We start from the raw sequence: 22,370 nt of genomic DNA on the forward strand, positions 1-22,370 counted from the left end.
ATCAAAGGGAGTTATCAATTATGGAATGCAGGTCGATCGCTGGCAGAATACGGCTCGGGAAATGATGCGTTGAGCCAAGCGAGAGGGGCGAACTCGACGAAAACGTAATGCCAGAGAACCCCAGCATTTCGGAAATGCCAGGGTCCTGGAAAGCTTATCAAAATTAATATTGATTAAAGAATCAACTTGGTAAATATATAAAAATCGTATAAGAATACAAATATTGTAAAACGAATTTCCCCCCAAGTCAAGGGGGGAGGTGGCGGCGGTGCTTTCAAGTTGCTAAAAATCGCGAAAACCGCCAAAAAACGACCTTAAACCTTAAACCGCCAAAGCGTGCTGTTTCAAATCTGCGGCGGTGGCGACTCGTCCGAACAAGTCGTAAGCGTCCGCATCTGTCACCATCACGGGAACCATCGAACCCAACTGCGCCGAACCTTCAATGTAAATTACGCCGTCCACGTCAGGGGCGAAACGAGCAGAACGCCCGATGAGTTGTCCGGTGCGGGGGTTGGCTTCTTCAATTAACACATCGACAACTTTCCCGATTTGCGCCTGGTTACGTTTGAGGGAAATCGGCTGTTGGACGGACATCAGGATATCGCGCCGTTCGTCCATCACCTCTTGCGGCACTTGGTTTTCCATGGAGAACGCAGGGGTTTCCTCTTCTGGGGAGAAGGTGAAGACGCCGACGTGATCGAATTCGTGACGCTGTACGAACTCCACTAAATGCTGGAAATGTTCCTCCGTTTCCCCAGGGAAGCCGACGATGAACGTGGTTCGCATGACGGCTTCGGGGAGTTCGGCTTTAATGCGATCGAGAATGGCATCGTTGACGCGCCCTTGCCAGGGACGGTTCATCGATTTGAGAATGTCAGGGTGGGAATGCTGTAGCGGTAAGTCTAAATAGGGGATGACGTTGGGGGTTTCGCGGATGGCGTCGATAACCTCTGCGGTGACGCCTGTGGGATAGGTGTAGTGCATGCGAATCCAGGGAACCTCTATTTTTCCGAGTTCCCGCAGCAATTCGGCGAGTTTGGGTTTTCCGTATAAATCGACGCCGTAGTTGGTGGTAATCTGCGAAATCAATACCAACTCTTTCACCCCTTGGGCGGCGAGTTGTTCGGCTTCGGCGACGATGGACTCGATCGCACGCGATCGCTGGTTGCCCCGCAAATGGGGAATAATACAAAAGGCACAGCGGTAATCGCAGCCTTCGGCAATCCGCAAATAGGCGACGCCCTCGTTGGTGGTTCGGTAGCGAGGGGTAGACTCGTCGGCGATATACGTCGGTTCGGCGGAAATTTCTTTGACGCGCTCTCCGGCTTCGGCGCGTTTGACGACATCTACAATTTTGTTATAGTCCCCGGTTCCCACCACGGCAACCGCTTCGGGAATTTCGGCTAACAACTCCTCTTGGAAGTGTTGCGCCATGCAGCCGGTGATAATAATTTTTTTGTTCTCTTCGGCGAGTTCGACGAGGATTCGCACCGACTCTTCTCGCGCCGCCTGGATGAAGCTACAGGTATTGACGATGACGTAATCGGCAAAATCCTCGCTGGCTTCGACGGGATACCCCGCTTCTAAGAGCAATCCCAGCATATGCTCGGTATCGATGCGATTTTTCTCGCATCCGAGGTGAGAAAAGGAAATTGCGGGCTTGCTGCTCATACCGAAATCAAATATCCTAGGAGTAAAATCTGTCTGACATCGCCTCAGATAGTGTACACTACAGGGAGCCGATCGTTACACTGTAACGGAGTGGTTCGGCTCGATCGCCCTCCACTGAAATCACTCGACACAAGTCCTGTTAGCAAACGACTGGATTATGACTGACCTCAATCGCGGCATTATGAAATTCAAGGGCGCAGATACGCCCGTTGCGATCGCCCTCTCTTCGATTCTGGTTCTCGGCGGTATCGCGTTTCTGCTGTGGTGGGCATACCAAGCCGCGTATGCCGGATAAACCTCCCCCTCTAGCCTTTCACAGTTTTGGAAAATCCTGGCTCAGCCGCGAGGCGAGTCAGGGTTTCTCTTGTCGATCGACATTTTGATACCTTCTTCAATGTTCCTGTTTGCAGTTGCGGAAATCGAGCCGTTGTTGGGTAGTGTCTGGCTCGATATCGTTACGCTGTGTGTGATGCTACTGCTGTCAGGGTTCTTTGCCGGATCGGAAACGGCGATTACCGCCTTAGACAATTTCAAGTTACGGGCGTTGATGCAGGAGGCAAATACTCCCAAGCGGATTGTCCAAATCCTGCAAGCGAATCGCACTCGCTTCATTATTACGTTGCTGGTGGGGAATACCCTGGTTAACAACCTGTCGGCGATTTTGACAAGCAATTTGTTTAGCCTCTGGTTGGGAAATCGAGGCATCGGTATCGCCACGGCAGTCGTCACGTTTCTCGTGTTAACCTTCGGGGAAATCGTGCCGAAATCCGTCGCCATCAACAACGTTTTACCGATTTTTATGGTGGTGGTGCGCCCCATTTATTGGTTGTCGCAATTGCTCTCGTTTTTAGGGGTGATTCGCCTGTTCGAGACGATTACTCAGGTGGCGTTGCGTCAGTTTCAGTCGCGGCAGGCGCAACAGGGAGAGTCGGTGAAGGATTTGCAGTTGATGATCGAGGTGTTGGGAGGCAAAGGCAAGTTAGACTTTCACAAACACCAACTGCTGCATAAGGCGTTGATGCTCGATCGCCTCAGTGCGAAAGATGTGGTGAAACCCCGGATTGAAATGCGGACGATTTCCCACGAGGCGACGTTACAGGAATTGGTAGATTTGTGTTTGGAGACGGGCTATTCGCGGATTCCGGTTCAGGAGGAGTCGAAAGATCGAATTGTTGGGGTGGTTCATTTAAAACGGGCGTTGCAGCAGTTGAGATCCCGTCCCTCGGGCGATCGCGCGATGGAATTGGTAACGTCGGTGATGGACGAACCGGTTTACGTTCCCGAAACCAAGCGTATCGCCGATCTGCTCAAGGAGATGTTACAACAACAGTTGCACATGGCGATCGTAGTGGACGAGTACGGGGGAACGGTGGGGTTGATTACCCTCGAAGACATTCTCGAGGAACTGGTGGGGGAAATTTACGATGAAAGCGATTTTCCGAGTCGGTTAGAACGGGTGAAACGGGCGGCGAAAGCCGTTCGATCGCCCGAAAACAACGATTTATCCTCTCCGTTCGATCGCCGAAGACGCCGTTAAGGTTAAAGGTTTTGTAAATCGAACCGAAGTCTCGGTAGAGTTTGGGGAACTCTCTGACGGCAGTTCGAGTCATCAGTCAAAGACAGGGTCGCGCCAATTTCCGTAAAAATACAGAGATATCGAACGGGATCGCTTGGAATCTTCAGAGATGGCGATCGCGGAACGAACGTATAAAGATTGCTTAAAGTCAGGGTGAAATTTCCCCAGTTTCCCATTTCCTAGACCAGAATGGAATCAGTACGCTTGTAATCTCACGCCCGCTAAAGTTTTATCAAACGAGTTCTCGTTGGCTCGTTCGACCGATCCGAACGCTAACGCTGCATGGAGAAAATAAGTATGGCATCCGTTCAAGAAAAGTCTAAAACGAACACTGCTACTCTTCCCGAAGCACTGACGGCAAGCGTCGCCGCCACCGAACTTCGCCCTTGGGGATCGTTTACGGTTCTCGAAGAAGGTTCCCAATATAAAATCAAACGAATCGAAGTGAAACCCGGTCATCGCCTCAGCTTGCAAATGCACCACCACCGCAGCGAGCATTGGATCGTGGTTTCGGGAACTGCTCGCGTTATTTGCGACGATAAAGAGCAGATGGTTTACAGCAACCAATCGACTTACGTTCCCCAGGGAACGAAGCACCGTCTGGAGAACCCCGGCGTAATTCCCTTGGTGTTGATCGAAGTCCAGAACGGGGAATATCTCGGAGAAGACGATATTATCCGCTTCCAAGACGATTACGCGCGATCGAACAACGGCAATGGCAAGTAATGGTTTGAAACGCCTCTTTTTGCAACTTCTTTAATTGAAACGTTGGAAACGAGACCCTCGGAATCTTGAAGATTCTGGGGGTCTTTAATTTACCCCAAGACGACTCTTGACAAAATCAACGTTTTTTGATAATACCAGAGGGCGACATGGCTTGACTGGTATCGTGTTCGACGACGAAGACATTGGCGTAGAGATTGGCGATAATCTGTTTGCCTTCTTGGGTGAGGGAGAGGTATTCGAGGGCGTTTTCGATCGCCGGATAAATCACGCCCCAATACTGTTTCGAGTGGCTGCGGCGCAAATCTCCTGCGTGCTGGTAGCCCAACTCTCGATTGAGTCCCGTTTCTTCGTACTCGTAGTACAATGCTCCTAACTTGTTTAAATATCGGGGATCGCTCAGTTGTCCGATTAAATCGGCCGCCCGCAACAAGCCGGGATAACTGGACGTATCTTCGTATCCCTCGACGTTCGGGGATTGCTGGCGAGTATATTCGATGTTGCGTTTGATCGCTTCGGCGACGATGAGGCGGTGTCCGCTAAAGCGTTCGTCGACAAACAACTTGCTGCGATCGACGTGGTAGGGGGCGAGACTCGCATCCGTCGCCCCAGGATCGAGGGAGACTAACTTACTCGTTCCCGAATCGAACTGGTTATCTTCGATGCGATCTTGACGACAGACGCCTTTCACGAAACCGATATCGCTGCAAACGAGGGAAATAATAAAATGCAGCCAGTCTTCGCAGGTGATTCCCCCTTCGCGGATGTGTTTTCCCCGTAAAATTTCTTGTCCGACTAAGGTTACGCCGATGGTATGTTCGACGTTGTGGTAGAGGGCGTCGCTGTTGGCGATGTTTTCGAGTGCCATTCCCCCCGCCCAGGCGATGATATCGGCGTAATCGGGCTTATAACCGCCGTAGGTGCGATGATATCCTTCCCGCAATCGTTCGACAAAATTTTGAATCAGGATTTCGGTGGCGTTAAACATAGTCAGTTTAGACTTGCCCGAGAGTCGTAGGGTAAAACAGGTGGTCGTCTGTGGAAGGCTTGCCCTGACGGTCGCGAAGGATCGGCTCAATTGTAGCGGTTGCGATCGCCCTTGGCAATCCGTCTCGAACCCTCGATAACAATAAAGTTTCAATCGGGTTTCGATTTATAATCGATTTCCGAGTCGTACTGTTTCTTTTAGGTTGCGATGGGATCGACCCGCCGCGCGTTTCACAAACAAGCTTTAGGTTTTGTATTCGGTGCGATCGTCCCGCCGAGACTGTTGCGACGGTTCCGGGGAGACGCCCCCCAACTGGTGACGCCCGTTTCCCTTTCCGATACCGTGACCCAACAGGTGAACGGTTTGATTTCCGAGGTTCCCGTTGCCGTTCCGCCAGAAATCGAACTGCTGGTTCCGACCTATTTAGGCAATGCCCAACGCCGCTTTTACGGACGGGGAACCCCCCAGGGTTTGAACCTCCTCGATCAATTTTATCTCGGAAGTGGTACGAGTGTCGTGGGGGGCAGTGCTAGCACTTGGAGCGGGGCTGGGTGGACGGGACAACCGACGCTCGTGCGCGATCGTGGCACGACTTTTCTAATTATCGGGGCTTACGACCACAGTTTGCGAAAGCTCGATATCACGGGAAATCGCGTCGTTTGGCGATACGAATTCGACGATATTCTCAAAGGCTCGTCGAGTATTTATATCGACGAAACCGCCGATGAAGACAATCGAGTTGTCGTGTTACAAGGCAGTCGGCGAGGAGTCAACAACTCCCTGTCTTCGAGCTTCGTTCCCAGTTTTCGCGCCGTGTCGTTTCGTACGGGACGAGAGCTGTGGCGGCTCGACATTCGTGCCACGGATAGCTACAGCCGCGATAACGACAGTTCGGCGATTTACTTAGGTAACGGCACGATTTTTAACGTCGGCGAAAATGCGATCGGCTACTTTATTAATAGTAGCACGAAAAAGACTCGAGAAAACGGCGATTTTGAAATGCCAGAAGTGTATCGAGAACTCCAACTTTATGAATTTGAAGATGTGGGATATTACGGTGGCAACTTAGTCGCCGAATCCTCGCCGTCGATTTTTGGAAATCGAGTTTATATCGCATCGGGTGGCGGACGAATTTACGGAATCGATATCAAGACGCGTCAAATCGTCTGGCGATTTCGTTCTGGGGGCGATTTAAACGGAACGATCGCCATTTCTAAAGACGGAAAATTATTTAGTACGCTCGATCGCGAAAAAATACCCGGTCGAGGGGGCGCGTTCAAACTCGATCCGAACAAAGTCGATCCCGATTGTGTCGAATGGTTTTTACCGACCTTAAACTTAGGATTTAGCGAATGGGAAGGCGGAATCACCGGTTCGGTGGCGTTGAACGACGAATATCGCGCCCCGGACGTTCCACCGTTGTTTGCTACGAACGCGATCGATGGAAATTTATACATTGGCAGTCAAACTCAAGTCACGGGAGAAAAAGTCAAAGGTCCGTTTTTAGATCGAGACTACGAGACACCCGTTATCGTGTTCGAGAAACAAATTGGTGCATCTATTTCGACGCCAATTTTTACCGATGGAAACCGTTTAGTCGCGGCGGGATATAACGGCGTTCGTTTGTTTCAAATCGATTACGAAATTGCTCGTGCTAGCGATGCGTTGGCGTTGCGGGGCGCTAGTGGCAATTACTATCGCGTTCTCGTCAAGGAAATCGCCCAGTTCCAACCGGGCGGTTCCTTTGAATCGACACCTGTGATTTGGGACGGTATCGTGCGAATTTGCAGCCGAGACGGATGGATGTATACCTTGGGGTAAATTGAGGACTTAATCCGAGTCAAACGCCTCGACTTCGACTTCAATTAACATTTGCGGGTCGATGAGCGATTTGACTTCAACCATCGTGGCAACGGGAGGGGTTTCTCCGAAGTATTCCTGATGGGCTTTGGCGAACTCTTCCCAGCGATCGATTTCGGTCACGAACATCCGCGTTCGGACGACGTGGCGACAGTCTACACCCAAGGCTTGTAACGCCTGGCCAACGCGATCGAAGCAGCACTTGGCTTGGGCGTAGCCGTCACCGGGGGCGACAACCTCACCGTTATCGTCGACGGGGGCGGTTCCCGAAACGAAAATTTGCGATCCGACGCGAAGGGCGCGACAGTAGCCCACAACGGGTTCCCAAGGCGAACCTGAAAAGACGCGGCGAACTTCACTCATGGTTTTTGACGGCGAGAACGAACTTCGACAATTTGTCGGTTACCGCGACTGAATTCCATCGGGGCAGAGGTTTCGCGACAAACGACGTAGTGTCCGTAAAACTGGCTGAAGCGCCAAAACCGTTTGAGAACGGCCACGATCGCATGGGGACGGCGAAAAATGTCGGGGGGTTGGTTTGAGGATCTCAACACGATCGATCCCTCCACAATGTCGTTACGGTTATTGTCGGCTGTTTGCCAAAAACAGTACAGACACAGTTAAGATGATTTGTAACCCGTACAGTTTTGAACGTACGATCTGTACTGGTGGCAAAACGTTTGAACTGTACTGCCGTGAATGAAATTCGTCCGATCGAACTGCGCGAGGGAGAGGTGTTATACGAGCGAGTCGCCGATCGCTTGCAGGGGTCGATCGAAGCGGGAACCTTGCAACCGGGCGATCGCATTCCATCGGTACGAAAGCTCAAAGCGCAATTGTCGGTGAGTGCGTCGACGGTACTCGAAGCCTATCGCCTCCTCGAAGATCGCGGCCTCGTCGAAGCCAAACCGCGATCGGGATATTTCGTCAAAGCTGCCCTGCGCCGTTTGCCAGACGAACCGACCCCTTCGATCTCGAACTGTCGCGCCTGTGCGATCGATTTGTCTTTGGCGATGCAAGTGTACGCGGCCGCCGTCAACGCCCCAAACGCCGTGCAATTGGGGGCAGCAGTACCGAGTTTGGAGTTATTGCCGACGCGATCGCTCGATCGCCTGATGTCTCGAGTGCTGCGCCAACAGTCTCAAGTCGTTCACGAATACGGTTCGGTGTTGGGGCGTATCGAATTGCGTCACGAAATCGCGCGGCGACTCCTCGATGCAGGCTGTTCGGTGTTTCCCGACGAGATCGTCGTCACCAACGGCACGACCGAAGCGTTATCTTTGTCGTTACAGGCGGTGACGAAACCAGGAGACGCGATCGCCGTAGAGTCTCCCACTTACTACGGCTTGCTGGAAGCCTTAGCGTCGCTGCACTTACAGGTATTGGAATTACCGACGCATCCTCGGGAGGGAATCTGTTTGGACGCGTTAGAAACCGCGTTGCGATCGCGGGCGATCGCGGCGTGCGTGTTAGTGTCGAACTTCAGCAATCCCTTGGGAAATGTCCTCAGCGACGAGAAAAAGCAGCGTTTGGCGGAGTTGGCGGCACAGTACGAAACGCCGATCGTTGAAGACGATGTTTACGGCGATCTGTCCTTTGAGGGATTTCGGCCGAAAGCGATTAAAGCGTTCGATCGCGGCGGATGGGTGATGTATTGCGCCTCTTTTAGCAAAACTCTATCCCCCGGATGGCGCATAGGTTGGAGCATTCCCGGCCGGTTTCAATCTCGCGTCGAACAGCACAAGCTCGCGAAGAACTATGCAACAGCGAACGCTCCACAACTGGCGATCGCGGCGTTTTTGAACAACGGCGGTTACGATCGCCACCTGCGCCGACTTCGGAGTGCCTATCGCACGCAGGTTATGCAAACGACGCAGGCAGTGTGTGAGTTCTTCCCCCCAGGAACGAAAGTGACTCGTCCGACGGGCGGACATATTCTATGGGTGGAGCTTCCCGAAGGAACTGATTCGTTAGTATTGTACGAGTTAGCCTTCGAGCGAGACATTCACATTGCCCCTGGGGTCATGTTTTCACCGTCGGGTCAGTTTCGCAACTGTTTGCGTCTCAACTGCGCGTTTCCCGTTTCTCAGGAAATTTACGATGCGGTGAAAACATTAGGCATTTTAGCAAATTCGATTTTCTAGCATATATTTTTGATTAACGCAATAAATGTTGTCAAACTTAACAATATTTCGTGACGTGACGAACAAACCGATGAAAATCTTACTCGTGACTTTGATAACCCTCGTTCTCGCGGGGTTGTGGGTAATGCTGATGGCTATGCCGACGGCGATGGGATAGCCGAAGGCGAGAGTGTCTGAAGATAAAACGGTTCGAGAAACTGTGCCAACCAGGTTTTGAGGTGGAACGTAGCGCGACAATCATCTTCGTTATAACTGACGATCGCGTCGAGATAAGCGCGATCGCCCGTTTCGAGCCATTGATTGTACCAACAAATACACTGAGCGCCGTTGGCGTTAGCGTCGCGCCAGTCGAACCCCACCCACCGCGCGATGGGTTTGAGGGCGTAACTTTCCACCGGCAGCACCACCGTTTCCGTCACCCACCAATGCACGTCAATACAGCGATCGACGACCGGTTTCCAGCGGCGTGTCGGGGTGCGATACAGCTTCGCCAACCGTCGAATCGTTTTAACTTCGTAATCGCAAAAATGGAAAATCGGCGCGTCGGGATACGCCCAGAGTAAATCCAGAAAGTCGTGCCAAATGCCCTGTTCTTCTTCCGGGGTTTCTGCCAAAAAGCCAAAATAGCGTTGAGTTCCCGTCGCGCGATCGACCACCAGCGCCCCCAACAAAAAGTCTAAATCGATATCCGGTTTCGCCTCGATATCGAAATGAATTTCGACAGACGCCTCGGGAACGTCCACCCACTGCTTCCGTGCGGTTGTCAGCAACCGGTGAATTTCCCGAAGTTTCGGCGTCGCATGGTTCGAGAACGTCGTACGCGCTTGTTGGCTGAGTTGTTCCCCAACGACTTCCCCAAACGCGCCTTTCAACTGCGACAGTTTCGCCACTGCCAGAGCTTCTAAAGTATCGATTCCCATCGATCGCAACTGTTCGTAGCGGTTTGGCGTCACTCCCGGTACCAGCGAGAGATGGTGTTGCGACTCGGCGATCCCGTGACAGCTCCCGTACCAATGACATAGATTGCACTTTTGTCGAGAGAGGAACAGTTCCGGCGTGCGGTGTTCCCGTAACGTGGCGATACAGTCGGTAAGAATTCCGTGCATTTCCGGAACCCGCTTCTCGAAATCCACCAAATGGGGTTGGCGTCCCCGTAATAACAACCACGCCGTCGGCGGCCAAACCCCTTGAACGAGAGACAGCACCAACCCGTCAAACGCCCCGACGATTTGATAATCGAGTTTGGGGCGTTTGCCAAATTTAATATCTTTGGGGACGTAATACCAATTTCCGAAGCGCGAAGATCCCGTTTCCCGCACGAGCAAATCGGGTTGGCACAGTAGCGTCACACCTGGCGTCCAAGGGGCGCTCAACACGCCTCCGTAAATACATTCGACCCCTTGCTCCATCAACTCGAGGGTCGCTTCCGTACCGCCGAGCCAGTCGTCTCGCGACCATTGAGGTCGGCGATAGTCGTACCGTGCCAGCTCCATTTGGCGGTGTGCGTGGCTGTCCTGGCGCAGTTCGAGGAGAAAGTCGCTGACGGGGTCTTGTTGGCGGCGATCGCCAAAGACATCGAGATACGCCCTTCGATCGCAACGTTGGTAATACAGCAGTAAGTCGGCGCTAACGAGCATGATGGGGGGGCGATACAGTCTCGCGATCGTCTGCCGGGGTTTAGCACCCGCGACCCGGAGTCTTTTTCATTGTACTGTCTTGCGGCCGGAGGGGGAGAGGGGAAGAGGGGGAGAGGGGAAGAGGGGGAGAGGGGAAGAGGGGGAGAAACTGTCAACTCTCAACTGTCCTCACTGTTGACTGCTCACTGTTGACTGTTCACTGAAAAAGTTGGGTCAGTTCGTCGGAATCCTCGAAATCGTCGGTTGGAATGTCGGTGGGGATATCTTCGTACTTGATACGAGCGAACACGCGATATTCCTCCGACGCGTGAGAACCGTTGGCAGGTTTCGTTTTCACTTTGACCAAGCTGTATTCGACGTTTTCGGCGTGAATGGCGAAGGTAATTTTAAACAGCTCGAAGAAATGAACCACCCACTCGCATTCATCTTCCGATAAATGCTCGTAGTAGCGAACCAGCTTGGCGATGCCAGTTTCGAGATGAACCCGCGAGTGGGGACTGACGAGAACGAGCTTGAGTAAAATTACCACGAGCGCCAAGGGATTGCCGAACGAGAGCATCCAAATAAAAATTGGTGAGGGTTCGATGCCGTTTTCCGTCGTCAGGGCGTCGATCGCGCGGTTACAGGTTCGCAATCTCAAGGCTTCGTCGACGGAACTGTCGTGTTTGTTGTGGTAAAAGCTATCGAGGCGATCGGACAACCGAAGCTTGAGGGTATGGGCTAGCTCCTTGTCCGTCCAAGAAAACACCAAATATTTTTGCAAGCTGCGTTTGAACTCGCGATAGCGTTGGTGTTCCGTTTGACGCAGAAAGACTTGAGCTAAGTTTTGATAGCTGAGGTTTCCGCGACGGGCGACGATGGTTTTGATAATCCGCAGGACGTCGTCTCCGAAAATGGTGGGGTTGGGATATTGTTTGTCGTCGTATCCCACCATTTGCGATCGCGTCGTGTACATGGCCAGATCGCGCTTGAAGCGATCTTTGAGACGTTGAGAGACGGCGCGAGCGACCTCTCGCTGTTCGATGGGGTTGTCGGGGTTCGAGTATTGAGGAACGAGGAGATAGGCGGTGTAGCGATCGCTCCATTTCGTCGGCTCGTCGTCTTGGCGATCGTCCTCGTACTTTGTGGAAAATACCTTCAAGTCTTGATATTCTGCGCCTTCGACAAACAGTCTCAGCCAAGCTCGCACCCGCTGTAATTTCGGCGATAGCGCTCGTTTGTGAATGGAGGGATCGTGAAACAGTTGGACGAGTTGGGGAATGAATCGGTGTTGTCGGTTGGCTTCCCAGTTGTTAAACAGGATATAGCAGGAGCGTTGAACGGTATAGCGGAAGTTGGTTTCTTGGTTCGCTAAGACGAGTTCTTCGAGAGATTGGAAGACTTCAGTGCTTTTGGCGTTACTGTATTCGATGAACAAGCTGCGAAATTCGGCGAGGACTTCATCGGGAGGCCAGGCGCGAACGATTTCGAGGAGGTAGTTGTAGATAATTTCCTGAGTTTGTTCGTAGAGCTGTTCGTCTGGGCGGTTGGTGGCGATAAAGGGGGTTTGGGATCGATCGTCCTGGCGATGCTTCCGAAACATAGTTTCTTCTCCCCGAGATTTCAAAAAAAATTCCTCGCTATCTGTAGCGTAACCTAGGTCGTTACCTCGATCGAGAGGGGATTACCCCTATTAAAATACAAGCGAGGGCGATCGTTTTTTGTCATCGAAGTTTGAACAAAATTAGCCCTAACCCCCACCTGTTCCGAGGTGGGCGACGAATTGCCAACGAACCTATGTTAGAATTACCCTATCCTGAGCGGTACGGCAAAGGGCGGAATGAGATTCCAAACCACCTGGAGGCACGACCTCTCAGCGAAAGGAAAACCCAACCTATAAGTCCTCTGAGTCGGTTCGTACACGTCGGACTCTAGGCGAAAGAAATTAACCAAAAGCCCCACAGCGGAAACGACTTGGGGGGGCAGTCCAGCCAAAGTTCTGGCTGTTCGGCGAGAATACCGCCTGTCGGGAGGGATAAGCCCTTCTAATCAAGACACCGCCACCTCGCGGGACGCAGGTGGAGGAGTATTCATAAAGTGCGATCGAAGTTAGATTTTTAACCGATCGCCGTTGCGAAAACAACTGCTGTACGTTTCGATCGCGCGAACGGTTTCGGGTCAGCATATCGCCAAACGAAATAGGGGCGAACCCTCGGCTCGCCCCCCATCTGAAACAGCTTCGAGTCGGTACAGCTTAGCGGAACATACTGCTGACCGAACTATCTTCGTGAATCCGCCAGATGGTTTCTCCCAAGACGTTGGCGACCGATAACACCGTCAGTTGCTCGAACTGGCGATCCCTCGGAAGCGGAATCGTGTTGGTTACGATGACCTCTTCAAACACTCCGCTCGACAAGCGTTCGACCGCCGGAGGCGAGAAAATAGCGTGAGTCGCACAGGCGTAGACTTGGCGAGCGCCTTCTTTTCTCAGCAGGCGAGCGCCTTCGGTAATCGTTCCGCCAGTATCGATCATGTCGTCGACCAACACGGCCGTTTTCCCGCGCACGTCTCCGATGACGTTGAAGACTTCAGCGACGTTGTGGGCTTGGCGGCGTTTGTCGATGATGGCCAGGGGCGCGTCGTCGAGTTTTTTGGCAAAGGCGCGGGCGCGAGCGACACCTCCGACATCGGGCGAAACGACGACGATATCAGAGAGTTGTTTGCTGGCGATATAGTCGAGTAAAACTGGAGATCCGTAGACGTGATCGAAGGGGATATCGAAATACCCCTGAATTTGTGCCGAGTGTAAGTCCATCGCGAGAACGCGATTCGCCCCGGCTTCTGTCACCAGGTTGGCAACGAGTTTTGCCGCGATCGATTCCCGTCCGGCAGTTTTGCGATCGGCCCGGGCGTAGCCGTAGTAAGGTAATACGGCGGTGATTTGCCGAGCGGACGCGCGACGGCACGCATCGATCATAATGAGAAGTTCGACGAGATGGTCGTTGACCGGATTGCAGACGGGCTGGATGAGATAGACATCGCAGCCTCGAATCGATTCTTGAATTTGAACGTAAAGTTCTCCGTCCGCGAAGCGCTTGCGAACCATTGGACCGAGATCGATCCCCAGGTATCGCGCCACTTCTTGGGCGAGTGTTGTGTTGGCAGAGCCAGAAAATAGCCTCAGTCGATTATTATCGACAACAGATAGTAAGGAAGGCTGAAGCGATAGAGTTGCAGAACGGCTCACAGCAGACCCTCGACGCACGTTAGGTTAAGTTAAGGCAATATTATCATTTCATTCCCAAAACTGTAGCGAAAATTCAAATTAAACTCGATCGCCTTCCTCGATCGACACGACAGAAAACCCTGTTGAAGCGTCGATCGAACGGGATCGAATTTTTCAGGTTCGATCGCCGATCTCGATGGCGGATCGCTCCGAACGAGCCAGCAAACAGCCCATTGATGAAAGGAACATTACAATGAGTCTCAAGGATCGAATTGGCGAACAAATCAAAGCGGCGATGAAAGCGAAGGACAAACTTCGCTTAGAAACGGTTCGCTCGATTAAAAAGGCAATTTTGGAGAAAGAAGTCAGCGTTCGTCCGCAAGGACAGGAAGAACTGACTCAGGAGCAAGAAATCGAGCTAGTCTCTCAACTGGCCAAGCAACGCCGCGACTCGATCGCCCAGTACCGGGATGCAGGACGAGACGATCTGGCCGATCTCGAAGCCCAAGAGTTAGTCATCTTGGAGGAATTTTTACCCAAACAACTGTCTGAAGCTGAAATTCAAGCGGTGGTTGACGAACAAATTGCCAAAGTCGGTGCGACGTCGCCGAAGGATATGGGAAAAGTGATGGGACCGCTGATGCAGCAATTGAAGGGACGGGCGGATGGAAAGACCGTTCAAGAAATTGTGAAGCACAAACTCAGTCAGTAGTTTTTGTCAGTAATTTTACTGGAATACGTGAAATTACCTCCTTATCGGATCGGTGATTTCCGTTCGATACGAGGTCGCGCTCTTTATCGTTTTTTTGATAGCATTGCTTTTAAAAGCAATGCTATTTTTTTATGTTCGCGCTGAACTGTAAGTTAACTTATTTTATTTTTATTGAATATATTTTGAAATTAGTTTTAAAGCAATTTTATGCTCGAACTATCATAGTTTTAAAAACGATCGTCATCGATCGAGTTATGATGGATTGCGATCGCAGATAAAAATAGATATTCATGATACAACAAAAACAATAAAAAATGATTATAATACGAGTATTTTACCGAACCAAAACAGGGGGAGTTGTTATGCCCGTTAAAATTAGCGATCGCTTCGTTCGGATCTTCAATTGCAACATTTATATTCAAGAAGCTGGAGAACAAAATAATCCAGTCCTCCTATTTTTACACGGAGCGAGTTTCAGTTCTCAAACCTGGCGAGAATTGGGAAGTTTAGTCTTTTTTGCCGAACGAGGATATCGCACGATCGCTATAGATTTACCCGGCTACGGACGCTCGCAGCGGCTGTTCGGTCGTCGCGACGATTTTCTAGAACAATTCCTCGAAACCGCCAACATCAGCCATCCCGTTATCGTCTCGCCGTCGATGAGCGGAAACTATAGCCTACCGTTTCTCGTGGAGCGTCCCGACAGACTTCGGGGTTACGTTCCCGTCGCGCCCGTGGGTATTTCTCAATTTAGAAAACGACTCGAAGGGATCGAAGTGCCGACGTTAGCCATTTGGGGAGAAGGCGATCGCATTGTATCAGTCTCTCAAGCGGAGATTTTCGTCGATAAAATGACGAACGTGCGAAAAGTCATCTTAAAAAATGCCGGACACGCCTGTTATATAAAAGCCACCGACGCATTCCATCGAGAAATCCTTCAATTCTTAGAAACGCTACCTCGAACGTAACTCACCGAGAAGTCCTGCGGTCGAGTCGGGGATCGCTCAGCCGACGCCCGAACGAGAGTTTCCACAACGCGATCGAAGCCCGACACGGTACACTAAATCAGCATTGTGAGAGACACGCGAAACTATGGAGACCGTCGTTCTAGGGCTAACCTTACTTTCACTACTCATTTGGATCGGCTTGCTCGCCGCTCGAGGACAGTTCTGGCGTTCTCACGTCCGACTGACCCCGATTCCCCTCGAGATCGACGATCTCCCGAGCGTCTGCGCGGTCGTTCCAGCTCGCAATGAAGCCGAGGTTCTCCCGATCGGACTGCGATCGCTTCTATTGCAAGACTACCCCAACCCCTTTCGCGTCGTTCTCGTCGACGATCGCAGCACCGACGGAACCGCCAGCGTCGCCCAAAACACTGCTAAAGACGCCAAAGCCGTCGCCAAAGAAATGGGGCGAACCGCCCCCAGCTTAGAAGTCCTTACCGCCGAACCCCTTCCCCAAGGTTGGACGGGGAAACTGTGGGCGATGGAACAAGGAGTTCGTCACGCCAAACGCTACGCCCCGGACTACTACCTATTTACCGACGCCGACATCGAACACGAGCGATCGTCCCTGCGTCAACTGGTCTTTCACGCCGAACGGGAACGCCTCGATCTCGTTTCGCTCATGGTGCGTCTGCGCTGTTGCAGTTTCTGGGAACGCTTACTCGTTCCCCCCTTCGTTTATTTTTTCCAAAAACTCTACCCCTTCGAGTGGGTCAACGATCTCAACCGCAAAACCGCTGCTGCGGCTGGGGGATGTATCCTCATCCGTCGCCAAGCCCTCGAACGCATTGGTGGATTGAGTACCATCAAAGACACCCTCATCGACGATTGCACCCTCGCCCGCGCCGTCAAATGCGGCGAAGCTGGAAAACGCCACCCCATTTGGTTAGGACTGACTGAGAAAACTCACAGTTTGCGTTCCTACAACTCCCTGTGGAGTATTTGGAACATGGTCGCCCGCACCGCGTACACGCAACTGAACTACTCTCCTCTGCTACTGTTGCTTACAGTTTTGGGAATGGGGTTAACCTATGAAGTCGCTCCTGTAAGCTTCGTTTGGGGAATTCTCACAGGCGATCGCTTTATCGCGTTAACTGCTTTAGCCACGTGGTTGTTAATGGCCTTTTCCCTACTTCCCACTTTACATCTGTACCGTCAACCCCCCTTTCTCGGCATTTTATTGCCCGTTATCGCCGCCCTCTATACCCTCATGACTATCGATTCTGCGATTCGCCATTGGTTCGGCTTTGGGGGAAATTGGAAAGGGCGCGTGTATCCGCAATCCTGACAAAACGTCGATCGTTCAATTGACCAAACCGGGAATATAGTAGCGAATTTTCTGAAGTTTTTTAAGTCCAGACTGTATCGCTCGATTGAATTGAGTCGAGATCGACGGCGGCTTAAATTCTTTCGGTCGCTTTTCGGGTTCTTTGAGAAAGCGATAATGTAAGAAGATCTCGCGATAGGGAATATCAACTTCTTCTCCCTGACAGAGCCGCGCGAACGCAGACGACGGCACGGTCATATAATGAAGTCGATGAACGGGTTTCATTCCCTGTTGGTTGTAGAGAACGTTATTGACGTTTACGAAAGCATCTGTCGTCGCGCAATTTCCCGTGCGATCGCGTCCGTCCTCACTTTGCGTATAATTGAACGCATTGGCGTCGCACCAGAGCGTGAAATAATTCGACAGCGCCGCATCGTCCCACCAAAGTTTCTCGTTAATCCAACAAATTTCGTTTTCTTCGACGAGACGCCGCTCCATTTCTTCGACGTCTTCCCACGAAATCAGTCCCCGTTTCGAGGCGAAGAAGCTCGCACAGTGAAGTCGGGGGCGTAGCTCGGATTCGGTATATTTTCCGATCGATTCGAGGTAGGGAATATTGAGGGCGGCGACGGGGGTAGGTTTTCGGTGTTCCCAATCGTCGAACACGAAATCGTAGGTCTCGAGTTTCTCGAACACTCCATCGACGGGTTTCATCGCTAATGTATCGGCGTCGTAGAAAACGAATTTTTCAAAGACACCTTGAAACGCCGCATAGCGACGGTGATGGTGTCCGAGATACCAGGGCGATCGCGAACCGGGACGTTTGGCTCGCGGATGGGACATCCACACTCGTTTGGCGAAATCGTCCCAACGTTGCAGGGTGACTTCGTCTTCAAAGAGAAAAGCGTTCGGGTGTTTTTCGAGTTCGGCTTTCGTCCGTTCGAGGCGATTGTCGTAGGGAAAAATGCAAATGGGAATATCGTGACTCACGTTGGTTTCAACGCTATTGAGCCAGGCGACCAGTTGATCGAAAACGGCGTCGTTCGCCAACGTATAAATACCGCACGATACCATCGTTAAACTAACTTAGAAACTGTGAGGACTTGTCGCCAGAGAAGCGTTGAAATTCGAGAATCGATGCGCTCGATCGGGGTAAACCGCCCTGAATGTCATCGTGTTGAAGATCGGGACGCGCGATAAAACTTGCGATCTGGTCTTATCATATCTTAGAGACTCCAACGAGACTTGAAAGGTTGCCCGTCGATCGATTGACACTCCCACGAATTCAATTCGTGGGATTCTTGGCTCATCCACGCAACTTGTCAAATAGGCTCTCGCCTAACTAACAGCGGTTGTCGTGTCCCCAAGCGTGAATTCCCGTCTGCCCGACGGTACTCAGTTCTTTTCTCCCTTTTCTCAAAATGGTAATTAGTCACCGGTAATTAGTCACCGCATTGACATCCTCACCGCCCTGGAAGGACGGTGATTCCCAAACCTCACGATTTGGGTTCCTGTTTCCTTCCCTTGCGGGTTTTTTGCAGTTGCTCTCCAGATCGAGATCCTTCAAGTCTTCGTTCTCTCGGATGCAAGCTCCGAGAGCTGCGAAGACTGCGTCTTACACTCGCTCCACAGGAGGACACGGGTGGCGAACCGAGTTCGCCACCGTGAGATGTCCGTGCTGAAACGGTGTGTCCCACCGCCTTACAGGGGTCGCGAAGCTCAGCCAAAAGGTTTTTTGCCGCGTTGATGTCTCTGTCGTGAACCGTTCCACATTTGGGGCAAGTCCACTCCCTGACACTCAGCGGCATCGAATCCATTTGGTGTCCGCAACTCGCACACAATTTGCTACTCGGAAACCATTTGTCTACCTTGACGAGAGTACGCCCGTACCACTGACACTTATAGTCCAGTTGGTTGACGAACTCTCCCCAGGCACAATCGGAAATCGGAGATATGTTTGGCGAGTTTGTGATTCCTCACCATCCCCTTCACCGACAAGTCTTCCACCACGAGGGTTTGGTTTTCACGCACCAGGCGGGTTGTCAGTTTGTGCAGGTAGTCGCTCCGAGCCTCTTTGATTTGTTCGTGAATTTTAGCAACCTTGCGACGTGCCCTCTCTCGATTCCGAGAACCCTTCATCTTTCGAGACAGGGATTTCTGAGCGCGTCGCAAGCGTCTGTAATGTTTCGTCAAATGGCGGGGATTCTCCACCTCTCTTGGTGCGCGTTCCCTAGCGCCGTGCGACGGCGCGGGGTCGCACCGCTTTTCACCGTCCGAGGTGATGGCGAGATGGGAGATTCCCACATCGACACCAACGCTTTTCTCGGACTGGGGAAGCGGTTTAACGGTATCGTCGTCCGCCAAGATGGAGACGTGCCATCGTCCCGAGGGAGAGAGTCGTACCGTGACGGTAGAGGGTTCCGCCCCTTTGGGAAGTTGACGACTCCATCGGATCTCGATCGGTTCTTGGCTTTTTGCCAAATACAGAGAACCGTCTCGCCAACGAAACGCCGCTTTAGTAAATTCGGCGCTTCCTCCGTTCCGTTTCTTTTTAAAACGAGGATACTTGGCACGTCCGGCGAAAAAGTTGGAATATCCCCGATCGAGATGACGCAATCCCTGTTGGAGGGGGACAGCAGAGACTTCCCCAAGAAACTGCAATCCCTCTTCCTTCTTCCATTGCGTTAACATCTTCGAGGTTTCCCGATACCCCACCTTCTCCTGTCGCTCTTTCCAGGCCCCCGATCTCGAGGACACGGGTGGCGAACTCGGTTCGCCACCGTGAGATGTCCGTGCTTCCAAGGCTTTGTTGTAGACGAGTCGCACGCACCCCACCGTCCGCCGCAAGAGGGACTCTTGTTCGTGAGTGGGATAGAAGCGGTATCGGAACGCTCGAAGTGTCATTTAGACGGTTTAGCCACTCAGGCCAGTGTACTGTAAAGCCGCCCTTCTAGGGCGGGGTTTTAGACCCAAAATTTTTGATAAAGCTACGTCGTTTCATGATGATGAGCCTAAAAATCTGGGTCGTTGATGGGATAGCTTTAGTAGAGTCCCGTACAAATCAAGGCTTATTTGATTTTTTCAACCCTTAACAAATAGTGGCAAATATGACGTTAAGGATGGTTAAAGAATTTGTTTTGAGGGAAATTTCAAAACGTTTGACACATCTTTTATTGTATACTAACGATAATAGGATTCAGCGTTTTTTAACAAAAAGCTATATGAAAAGGATTTTTATTTGTTCGGCGTTCTATCGCGCTTGTCGAGCTTTTTTAACTATTTTTAAGTTAGCTTTAACTTAAAAAAGTTGATAAGTGTAAGATTACTGAATTCAGCCTCAGTAATCTTGTCGATCGCTCGATGAGTACTATTACGGAAACTCGCGTCCGGCGATCGCGTCCACTTCAGTAATATTCCGACAAAACCAGATAGACCCGATCGTTACAACGGGCGACGAGCTAACAACACTGACAGCAAAATTCCCGCCACAATCCAAGTCAAGTCTCGAAAAACTCGGACTCGAGGAAGTTGTGAAGGGAGTTGGAACCGGCCAGCAAGCCGTCGAACAGAACGCTTTCTTTGATGACGTATTTGCCCCGACGATCGACGTTCTTATTCGGCGACTCGTCCGTCGGGAAGAATCGCACCCGTCAAGTCAGCGCGATCGAACACCGTCCGCGTTAAATCTGCATCGCGCAGGTTGGCATTTCTGAGGATCGCGCCGCTGAAATCGGCGTAACTGAGATCGGCACCACGAAGGTTTGCGTTACTGAGATCCGTCGGTAGGGCATCCGTTCCCGCTTCTGAACTAAGATTGGCGCGACACAGTTTCGCCCCTTCGAGGTTCGCTCCCTCGAGAATCGCTTCGTTGAGATGGGCATAACTCAAATCCGCCTCGCGCAAGTTAGCCTCCCGTAACGTGGTGCGTTGGTCGGCGGTCGATCGCAAATCTGCTTCGATCAACAACGCTCGCTCGAGGACGGCCCGACTGAAATCGGCACCGCTGAGAATGGCTTTAATCAGGTTGGCACGCTCTAAGCGAACACCGACCAAGTGAGCGCCGCTGAGGTCGGCATCTCGCAACAGCGCACCGTATAAATCCGCGTCGGTAAAATCCGTTCCCCACAAAATCGCTTCGCTGAGGTCGGCTTCGCGGAAGTTGCTATGGGGAAAATGGCTGCGACCGAGTCGTGCTTGGCGAAAATCAGCTCGCTCGAAGCTACTGCGGCCGAAATCGGTGCCGAGTAGTTCGCACTCTTGTAACTTCACGCGATCGAAGGCGCGATCGCCACGAGCGTAGCGTTGGAGAAGTTCGTCAACGTCCATCTGACACCTCTTGAAACTCAGCGTCGGGCCTCCCCACAGTCTACCGGACGGGCGAGTTCAGCAACGAGATCGGCAACGGACACGAGGGCGGTGGCTCGTCCGGCGTTGCTGCCCGAGAAAATCAAACCGTTCTCCACATTACCACGGGACGCGTTATCCAACGCCTGTAAAATGCAGTAAGTTTCGCCTTTTTCCCGACATTTACAGGCTTTGAGACAGTTGGCGATGCAGGGTTGGCGCTCGGGTAGCGTTCCTTCGATCGCGCGACGGGCAAAGTCGTTAGCGATGGCGCGGCCGGGTAGCCCCACGGGGGAGGGAACCAACACCACATCTTCCGAACGGGCTTTGAGATGGGCTTCCTTATAGCGAAGATCGGCGTCGCACTCGTGGGTGGTGATGAAACGGGTTCCCATTTGCACGCCATTGGCTCCGAGACTGAGAAAGCGATCGATATCGCTGCGATCCCAGACGCCACCGGCGGCGATGACGGGAATGTCTTCTTGTAATTCAGTTTTGACGTACTCGACCAGTTCGGGAACCACGTATTCAGTATCGAGTTGGCGATCGTCGAGTTCCTCGGCAGAAGCCCCGAGGTGGCCGCCAGCCGTGCGTGGGTTTTCGACGATGAAAGCATCGGGAACGCGGCCTTGACGCTTCCACTTGCGATAAATCAGCTTGGCCGCCCGAGTACTCGAAATAATCGGGGCGAGGGCGACGTCGGGGTAATCTTGAGTCAGGCTCGGCAGGTTCATCGGTAGTCCCGCCCCTGCCACGATGAGGTTTGCCCCATGTTCGGCTGCGGTTTGTGCTAAGGTGTCGAAGTCGCGCGCGGCCACCATGATGTTAACCCCGACGATCCCGTCGGGACTGATGCGGCGAGCGAGGGCTAGCTCGTCGATCAGGGCGAGTCGGTTGGCCTCGAAAAATTTACCTTTGCGATTTCGAGCGTCGTAATACGGAGAGTTGAATCCTAAGCCGACGGCGGAAATAATCCCGATACCTCCAGCGTTAGCCACCGCTCCAGCTAGGTTCGCGCCGGAAATTCGCACGCCCATCCCCCCTTGAACGATGGGAACTCGGGCGGTGTATTTGCCGATTCGTAACGGGGGGAGTGTGGAGGCGACAGGTGGGCGACTGTCGTTGAGGGAAGGGGTTACAGGTGTCATAAGTTCGATCCGTCTCGCGGGAAAAATGATGGGGAGATGGGGAGAGGGGGAGATGGGGAGAGGGGGAGATGGGGAGAGGGGGGAGAAACGA

General features: G+C 52.2%; 20 protein-coding genes and 1 pseudogene. 9 read left to right on the top strand and 12 right to left on the bottom strand.

All coding sequences use genetic code 11. The features are described 5' to 3' along the window. Positions 1-321: 321 nt before the first annotated feature. Positions 322-1,671 carry a ribosomal protein S12 methylthiotransferase gene (gene rimO / locus POG22_RS02325; RefSeq protein WP_498903402.1) on the bottom strand — a complete coding sequence of 450 codons (1,350 nt, stop codon included), beginning with the start codon at positions 1,669-1,671 and terminating at the stop codon, positions 322-324. A 157-nt stretch (positions 1,672-1,828) separates the two neighbouring features. Here rimO and POG22_RS02330 point away from each other — a divergent pair, with 157 nt between their 5' ends. Both POG22_RS02330 and POG22_RS02335 read left to right on the top strand, forming a co-directional pair. Then, the gene (locus tag POG22_RS02330; RefSeq protein ID WP_017661811.1) at positions 1,829-1,966 is read left to right on the top strand and encodes a hypothetical protein; all 138 of its coding nucleotides are present in this window, start codon (positions 1,829-1,831) and stop codon (positions 1,964-1,966) included. 99 nt (positions 1,967-2,065) lie between these two features. Next, positions 2,066-3,208: a hemolysin family protein gene (locus tag POG22_RS02335; protein ID WP_063714526.1), complete on the top strand. Its 1,143-nt coding sequence runs from the start codon at positions 2,066-2,068 to the stop codon at positions 3,206-3,208. A gap of 2 nt (positions 3,209-3,210) precedes the next feature. Here POG22_RS02335 and POG22_RS02340 read toward each other — a convergent pair whose 3' ends face one another. Continuing rightward, on the bottom strand, positions 3,211-3,423 hold the full coding sequence (locus tag POG22_RS02340; protein WP_498903404.1) for a hypothetical protein: 213 nt from the start codon (positions 3,421-3,423) through the stop codon (positions 3,211-3,213). Between the two features lie 121 nt (positions 3,424-3,544). On the opposite strand from POG22_RS02340, the gene POG22_RS02345 reads away from it, so the two are divergent. Further along, complete coding sequence (locus POG22_RS02345; protein WP_017661813.1) at positions 3,545-3,973, top strand: phosphomannose isomerase type II C-terminal cupin domain; 429 nt, start codon at positions 3,545-3,547, stop codon at positions 3,971-3,973. 115 nt (positions 3,974-4,088) lie between these two features. Here the strand turns inward: POG22_RS02345 and POG22_RS02350 are convergent, their stop codons facing one another. Next, complete coding sequence (locus tag POG22_RS02350; RefSeq protein ID WP_017661814.1) at positions 4,089-4,958, bottom strand: Npun_R2479 family HD domain-containing metalloprotein; 870 nt, start codon at positions 4,956-4,958, stop codon at positions 4,089-4,091. Between the two features lie 207 nt (positions 4,959-5,165). On the opposite strand from POG22_RS02350, the gene POG22_RS02355 reads away from it, so the two are divergent. Continuing rightward, positions 5,166-6,779 carry a PQQ-binding-like beta-propeller repeat protein gene (locus tag POG22_RS02355; protein WP_498903406.1) on the top strand — a complete coding sequence of 538 codons (1,614 nt, stop codon included), beginning with the start codon at positions 5,166-5,168 and terminating at the stop codon, positions 6,777-6,779. A gap of 9 nt (positions 6,780-6,788) precedes the next feature. On the opposite strand, the gene POG22_RS02360 is transcribed toward POG22_RS02355, so the two are convergent. Further along, complete coding sequence (locus POG22_RS02360) at positions 6,789-7,181, bottom strand: RidA family protein (RefSeq protein WP_063714528.1); 393 nt, start codon at positions 7,179-7,181, stop codon at positions 6,789-6,791. After that, positions 7,178-7,372 carry a hypothetical protein gene (locus tag POG22_RS02365; RefSeq protein WP_498903407.1) on the bottom strand — a complete coding sequence of 65 codons (195 nt, stop codon included), beginning with the start codon at positions 7,370-7,372 and terminating at the stop codon, positions 7,178-7,180. Before POG22_RS02365 ends, POG22_RS02360 begins: the two co-directional genes overlap by 4 nt. A 141-nt stretch (positions 7,373-7,513) precedes the next feature. Here POG22_RS02365 and POG22_RS02370 point away from each other — a divergent pair, with 141 nt between their 5' ends. Further along, positions 7,514-8,962: an aminotransferase-like domain-containing protein gene (locus tag POG22_RS02370; RefSeq protein ID WP_498903409.1), complete on the top strand. Its 1,449-nt coding sequence runs from the start codon at positions 7,514-7,516 to the stop codon at positions 8,960-8,962. Between the two features lie 25 nt (positions 8,963-8,987). Next, positions 8,988-9,119 (top strand): hypothetical protein, encoded by a 132-nt coding sequence (locus POG22_RS02375; protein WP_498903410.1) that lies wholly within the window; start codon positions 8,988-8,990, stop codon positions 9,117-9,119. Here POG22_RS02375 and POG22_RS02380 read toward each other — a convergent pair. From POG22_RS02380 to POG22_RS02390, 3 genes are all read right to left on the bottom strand, one after another. Continuing rightward, positions 9,097-10,599: a TM0106 family RecB-like putative nuclease gene (locus POG22_RS02380; protein ID WP_498903411.1), complete on the bottom strand. Its 1,503-nt coding sequence runs from the start codon at positions 10,597-10,599 to the stop codon at positions 9,097-9,099. The genes POG22_RS02375 and POG22_RS02380 overlap by 23 nt on opposite strands. A gap of 196 nt (positions 10,600-10,795) precedes the next feature. Continuing rightward, positions 10,796-12,181 (bottom strand): Sll1247 family protein, encoded by a 1,386-nt coding sequence (locus tag POG22_RS02385; protein ID WP_498903412.1) that lies wholly within the window; start codon positions 12,179-12,181, stop codon positions 10,796-10,798. 651 nt (positions 12,182-12,832) lie between these two features. After that, positions 12,833-13,825: a ribose-phosphate pyrophosphokinase gene (locus POG22_RS02390; protein ID WP_498903414.1), complete on the bottom strand. Its 993-nt coding sequence runs from the start codon at positions 13,823-13,825 to the stop codon at positions 12,833-12,835. A 232-nt stretch (positions 13,826-14,057) separates the two neighbouring features. Here POG22_RS02390 and POG22_RS02395 point away from each other — a divergent pair, with 232 nt between their 5' ends. The 3 genes from POG22_RS02395 (at position 14,058) to POG22_RS02405 (ending at position 16,808) form a co-directional block, all read left to right on the top strand. Beyond that, positions 14,058-14,516: a GatB/YqeY domain-containing protein gene (locus POG22_RS02395; protein WP_017661824.1), complete on the top strand. Its 459-nt coding sequence runs from the start codon at positions 14,058-14,060 to the stop codon at positions 14,514-14,516. Positions 14,517-14,878: 362 nt separating this feature from the next. Then, positions 14,879-15,484 carry an alpha/beta fold hydrolase gene (locus tag POG22_RS02400; protein ID WP_498903416.1) on the top strand — a complete coding sequence of 202 codons (606 nt, stop codon included), beginning with the start codon at positions 14,879-14,881 and terminating at the stop codon, positions 15,482-15,484. A gap of 124 nt (positions 15,485-15,608) precedes the next feature. Then, positions 15,609-16,808, top strand: coding sequence for a glycosyltransferase (locus POG22_RS02405; RefSeq protein WP_498903418.1), 1,200 nt, complete (start codon positions 15,609-15,611; stop codon positions 16,806-16,808). A 15-nt stretch (positions 16,809-16,823) separates the two neighbouring features. On the opposite strand, the gene POG22_RS02410 is transcribed toward POG22_RS02405, so the two are convergent. The 4 genes and pseudogenes from POG22_RS02410 to POG22_RS02425 all read right to left on the bottom strand — a co-directional run bounded on the left by POG22_RS02410 (position 16,824) and on the right by POG22_RS02425 (position 22,279). Then, on the bottom strand, positions 16,824-17,861 hold the full coding sequence (locus tag POG22_RS02410) for an Npun_R2821/Npun_R2822 family protein (RefSeq protein WP_498903420.1): 1,038 nt from the start codon (positions 17,859-17,861) through the stop codon (positions 16,824-16,826). Between the two features lie 422 nt (positions 17,862-18,283). Then, positions 18,284-19,691: pseudogene (locus POG22_RS02415) on the bottom strand (RNA-guided endonuclease InsQ/TnpB family protein). A gap of 708 nt (positions 19,692-20,399) precedes the next feature. Continuing rightward, positions 20,400-21,113, bottom strand: coding sequence for a pentapeptide repeat-containing protein (hetL, locus tag POG22_RS02420; protein ID WP_498903421.1), 714 nt, complete (start codon positions 21,111-21,113; stop codon positions 20,400-20,402). Between the two features lie 17 nt (positions 21,114-21,130). Continuing rightward, entirely contained in the window at positions 21,131-22,279 is a 1,149-nt protein-coding gene (locus tag POG22_RS02425; protein WP_498903422.1) for an NAD(P)H-dependent flavin oxidoreductase, read from the bottom strand. Positions 22,280-22,370: the final 91 nt, after the last annotated feature.

This window comes from Geitlerinema sp. CS-897, assembly GCF_028368005.1.
Classification (GTDB): domain Bacteria; phylum Cyanobacteriota; class Cyanobacteriia; order Cyanobacteriales; family Geitlerinemataceae; genus Baaleninema; species Baaleninema simplex.

Coding starts and splice junctions, on each gene's coding strand:
- rimO (WP_498903402.1), bottom strand. CDS start 1,671: ATGAGCAGCAAGCCCGCAATTTCCTTTTCTCACCTCGGATGCGAGAAA.
- POG22_RS02330 (WP_017661811.1), top strand. CDS start 1,829: ATGACTGACCTCAATCGCGGCATTATGAAATTCAAGGGCGCAGATACG.
- POG22_RS02335 (WP_063714526.1), top strand. CDS start 2,066: ATGTTCCTGTTTGCAGTTGCGGAAATCGAGCCGTTGTTGGGTAGTGTC.
- POG22_RS02340 (WP_498903404.1), bottom strand. CDS start 3,423: ATGGGAAACTGGGGAAATTTCACCCTGACTTTAAGCAATCTTTATACG.
- POG22_RS02345 (WP_017661813.1), top strand. CDS start 3,545: ATGGCATCCGTTCAAGAAAAGTCTAAAACGAACACTGCTACTCTTCCC.
- POG22_RS02350 (WP_017661814.1), bottom strand. CDS start 4,958: ATGTTTAACGCCACCGAAATCCTGATTCAAAATTTTGTCGAACGATTG.
- POG22_RS02355 (WP_498903406.1), top strand. CDS start 5,166: ATGGGATCGACCCGCCGCGCGTTTCACAAACAAGCTTTAGGTTTTGTA.
- POG22_RS02360 (WP_063714528.1), bottom strand. CDS start 7,181: ATGAGTGAAGTTCGCCGCGTCTTTTCAGGTTCGCCTTGGGAACCCGTT.
- POG22_RS02375 (WP_498903410.1), top strand. CDS start 8,988: ATGTTGTCAAACTTAACAATATTTCGTGACGTGACGAACAAACCGATG.
- POG22_RS02380 (WP_498903411.1), bottom strand. CDS start 10,599: ATGCTCGTTAGCGCCGACTTACTGCTGTATTACCAACGTTGCGATCGA.
- POG22_RS02385 (WP_498903412.1), bottom strand. CDS start 12,181: ATGTTTCGGAAGCATCGCCAGGACGATCGATCCCAAACCCCCTTTATC.
- POG22_RS02395 (WP_017661824.1), top strand. CDS start 14,058: ATGAGTCTCAAGGATCGAATTGGCGAACAAATCAAAGCGGCGATGAAA.
- POG22_RS02400 (WP_498903416.1), top strand. CDS start 14,879: ATGCCCGTTAAAATTAGCGATCGCTTCGTTCGGATCTTCAATTGCAAC.
- POG22_RS02405 (WP_498903418.1), top strand. CDS start 15,609: ATGGAGACCGTCGTTCTAGGGCTAACCTTACTTTCACTACTCATTTGG.
- POG22_RS02410 (WP_498903420.1), bottom strand. CDS start 17,861: ATGGTATCGTGCGGTATTTATACGTTGGCGAACGACGCCGTTTTCGAT.
- hetL (WP_498903421.1), bottom strand. CDS start 21,113: ATGGACGTTGACGAACTTCTCCAACGCTACGCTCGTGGCGATCGCGCC.
- POG22_RS02425 (WP_498903422.1), bottom strand. CDS start 22,279: ATGACACCTGTAACCCCTTCCCTCAACGACAGTCGCCCACCTGTCGCC.